This is a genomic window from Kineococcus indalonis, assembly GCF_009906395.1.
In the GTDB taxonomy this organism is placed as follows: Bacteria; Actinomycetota; Actinomycetes; order Actinomycetales; family Kineococcaceae; genus Kineococcus; species Kineococcus indalonis.
Genome location: NZ_JAAALM010000412.1, coordinates 1 through 3,664, shown reverse-complemented (window position 1 = coordinate 3,664; position 3,664 = coordinate 1). Strand labels below are relative to the sequence as shown.

At 76.8% G+C, this 3,664-nt stretch carries 2 protein-coding genes; one reads left to right on the top strand and one right to left on the bottom strand.

The features are described 5' to 3' along the window. Window positions 1-53 precede the first annotated feature (53 nt). Window positions 54-1,577 (top strand): long-chain-fatty-acid--CoA ligase, encoded by a 1,524-nt coding sequence (locus tag GTR00_RS16600; protein ID WP_166612693.1) that lies wholly within the window; start codon window positions 54-56, stop codon window positions 1,575-1,577. A gap of 22 nt (window positions 1,578-1,599) precedes the next feature. Here GTR00_RS16600 and GTR00_RS16595 read toward each other — a convergent pair. Continuing rightward, window positions 1,600-3,664: 3-hydroxyacyl-CoA dehydrogenase NAD-binding domain-containing protein (locus GTR00_RS16595; RefSeq protein ID WP_323132548.1), on the bottom strand; the 2,065-nt coding region annotated here is incomplete at its 5' end.

The following is a 3,664-nucleotide window of genomic DNA, read 5'->3' as shown; positions in this document are numbered from 1 at the left end:
GGCGTGTGTGAGACTGCGCGGGCCCGTGGCCGACGTCGTCTGCAGGAGCACCGATGAGCACCCCCCGCCCGTTCGCCGCCGTGATCGCCGAGCACGCGCGCACCCGACCCGACGCCCCCGCCGTGCGCCTGGACGACACCGTCCTGACCTGGCGCGCCCTCGACGACGCCACCGCCCGGGTGGCCGCGCTGCTGCGCGCCGAGGGCGTGGCGCCGGGGGACCGCGTGGCGCTGGTGCTGCCCAACGTGCCGCACTTCCCGGTGCTCTACCACGGGGTGCTGCGCGCCGGCGGCGTCGTGGTGCCGGTGAACCCGCTGCTGCGCGGCCGGGAGGTCGCGCACCACCTGGCCGACTCCGGCGCGCGGCTGGCGTTCGCGTGGCACGCCGTGGCCGACGCCGTCCACGCCGGCGCCGCGGGCACCGGCACCCGCGTGCTCGTGGTGGAGCCCGCGGCCACCGCCGAGCTGCTGGCCGGCGTGCGGCCGGACCCGCACCCGCACGAGCCGGACCCGCAGGACGTGGCCGTGCTGCTGTACACCTCCGGCACCACCGGCGCCCCCAAGGGCGCGGCGCTGACGCACCGCAACCTGGTGAGCAACGCGGTGACCACCCAGGAGACGCTGGTGCGGGTGGGGCCGGAGGAGACCGTCCTGGGCGCGCTGCCGCTGTTCCACGCCTTCGGGCAGACGTGCGCGATGAACGCCGCGGTGGTCGCCGGCGCCCAGCTGACCCTGCTGCCGCGCTTCACCCCCGAGGCCGCGCTCGCCGTGCTCGAGCGCGACCGGGTGAGCCTGTTCTCCGGGGTGCCCACGATGTACGTCGCGCTGCTGAACCACCCCGGCGCCGAGCGGTACGACCTGTCCTCGCTGCGCCGGTGCGTCTCCGGGGGCGCCTCGCTGCCGGTGGAGGTGCTGCGCGGGTTCGAGGAGCGCTTCGGCGCGGTGGTCCTGGAGGGCTACGGCCTCAGCGAGACCTCCCCGGTGGCCTCCTTCAACCACCCCGACGCCGAGCGCAGGCCCGGCTCCATCGGCACCCCCGTGCGCGGCTGCGAGATGGACCTGCGCTCCGCGGACGGCTCGCCGGTGCCCGAGGGGGAGGTCGGGGAGATCGTCGTCCGCGGCGAGAACGTCATGCGGGGGTACTGGCGCGACGAGGCGGCCACCGCCGCGGCGGTCGTCGACGGCTGGTTCCGCAGCGGCGACCTGGCCACCCGCGACGCCGACGGGTACTACCGCATCGTCGACCGCGCCAAGGACATGATCGACCGGGCGGGCTTCAACGTGTACCCGCGCGAGGTGGAGGAGGTGCTCTACGAGCACCCCGCCGTCGCCGAGGCCGCCGTGGTCGGCTTCCCCGACCCGCTGGTGGGCGAGGAGGTCGGCGCGGCGGTGGTGCTGCGGGCGGGGGTCAGCGCGACGCCGGAGGAGCTGCAGGCGCACGTGCGGGCGAACCTGGCGCCGTACAAGTACCCGCGGCGGGTGTGGGTCGTCGCCGAGCTGCCCAAGGGCCCCACCGGCAAGATCCTCAAGCGGGCGATCACGCCGCCGGGCCGGGCCGAGCAGGAGCCCTCGGCCTGACCCGGCGACGGGTGCGCGCGGCTCAGGCCGGGTGGAACCGCCGGCCGGTGACGCGCTCGGAGGCGCCCACGCGGTCCAGGTAGGGCGTGATCCCGCCGGTGTGCAGCGGGTGCCCGGTGCCCAGCACCAGGCACACGTCCACGTCCTGCGGGCCGGCGACCACGCCCTCGTCGAGGACGCGGCGCACCTCGTCGGCCAGCGCGTCCTGCACCCGGCGCAGCAGCTCGGGCCCGCTGAGGGGCTGCCCGCCCTGCTGCAGGACGCGCTCGGCGGCGCCGGTGGGCTCCACCGGGCCCTTAGGGGTCACCAGGTCCGGGGCCCCGGCCCCCACCCAGCGGCGCAGGTTCTCCGAGACGCGGTAGCGCTCGGGGAACGCCGCGGCGAGGGTCTCGTGCACGTGCAGCATGACGGCCGGGCCGACGAAGGACGCCAGCCGGAACGGCGTCATCGGCAGGCCCAGCTCGTCCAGGGCGCGCTCGGCGACCACCAGGTCGGTGCCGGCGTCCACGGCGCGCACCACCTCGTCGAACATGCGCGTGGAGATGCGGTTGACGACGAACGCGGGCGCGTCGCGCACCAGCACGCACGTCTTCCTCAGCGCCGCGCCCACGGCGAAGGCCGTGGCCAGCGTCGCGTCGTCGGTGCGCCCGGTGCGCACCACCTCCACCAGCGGCAGCACCGCGACGGGGTTGAAGAAGTGGAACCCCGCGAACCGCTCGGGGTGCGCCAGCACCGAGCCCATCTCCGTGACCGAGAGGGAACTGGTGTTCGTGGCGATCACCGCGTCCTCGCGCAGCAGCGGCTCCAGCTCGCGCAGCACGGCGTGCTTGACGGCCATCTCCTCGAAGACGGCCTCGACGACGAAGTCGCAGCCGGCCAGGGCGGACTTGTCCACCGAGCCGGACACCGACGCCTTCAGGCGGTTGGCGGTGTCGGCGGTGATGCGCCCCCTGGCGTGCAGCTCGTCCACGCCGGAGCGCACGGACTGCAGGCCCTTGGAGACGCGGGCGTCGTCGACGTCGGTGAGCACGACGGGCACCTGCAGGCGGTGCAGGAACAGCAGCGCCAGCTGGGAGGCCATCAGGCCGGCGCCGACGACGCCGACGGAGGTGACCTCGCGGGCCAGCTCCCTCGCCGGCGCTCCGGTGGGCCCCCGGCCGTAGCGCTGCACGAGGTCGAAGGCGTACAGGCCCGCGCGCAGCTGCGGGGAGAGCACGAGGTCGCCGATCGCGGCGTCCTCGGCGGCGAAGTGCTCCTCGCGCCCGTTGGTGCGCGCGGCGGCGATGAGGTCCAGGGCGCGGTAGGGGGCGGGGGCGGCGCCGCGCACGCGCGCGTCGGCGACGGCGCGCCCGCGCGCGACCGCGGCCTCCCACGCGGCGGCCTCCTGCGCGCCCTCCAGCGGGGTGCGCCGGGGCACCTCCACCTCGCCGGTGAGCACGGCGGCGGTCCAGCGCAGCGACTGCAGCAGGAAGTCCGCCGGCTCCACGGCCAGGTCGGCGATCCCGAGCTGCACGGCCTGCGGGCCGGTGATCGTGCGGTTGCCCGCCAGGGCGTTCTCCACCGCGACCTTCACGGCGACGTCGGGACCGGCCAGGTGCGGCAGCAGCCAGGTGCCGCCCCAGCCGGGCACCAGGCCCAGGTGCGTCTCGGGCAGGCCCAGGCCGCGCGCGGTGGTGGCCACGGTGCGGTGGGTGGCGTGCAGCGCGGTCTCCAGCCCGCCGCCCAGGGCCAGGCCGTTGACGTACGCGAACGAGGGCACGCCCAGGGTGGCGAGGCGGCCGAGCACGTCGTGGCCGAGGCGGCCGGTGGCCAGCGCGGCCTCGCGGTCGGGGGTGGCGGCCATGGACTTCAGGTCCGCCCCGGCGCAGAAGACGCCCCGCACGCCGGTGACCCCCACGGCGACGACCTCCCCGGCGGCGGCCAGGCGCCCGGCCTCCTCCAGCGCCTCGCGCAGCTGCGGCAGCGTCTGCGGGCCGAGCACGAACGGCCGGCGCGGGTCGCCGGGGTCCAGGGTCAGCAGGGCCAGGCGGCCGGGGCCGGGCTGCCCGGCGGGGCGCCCGGGCGGGGCGGGCAGGTCCAGGACGCGC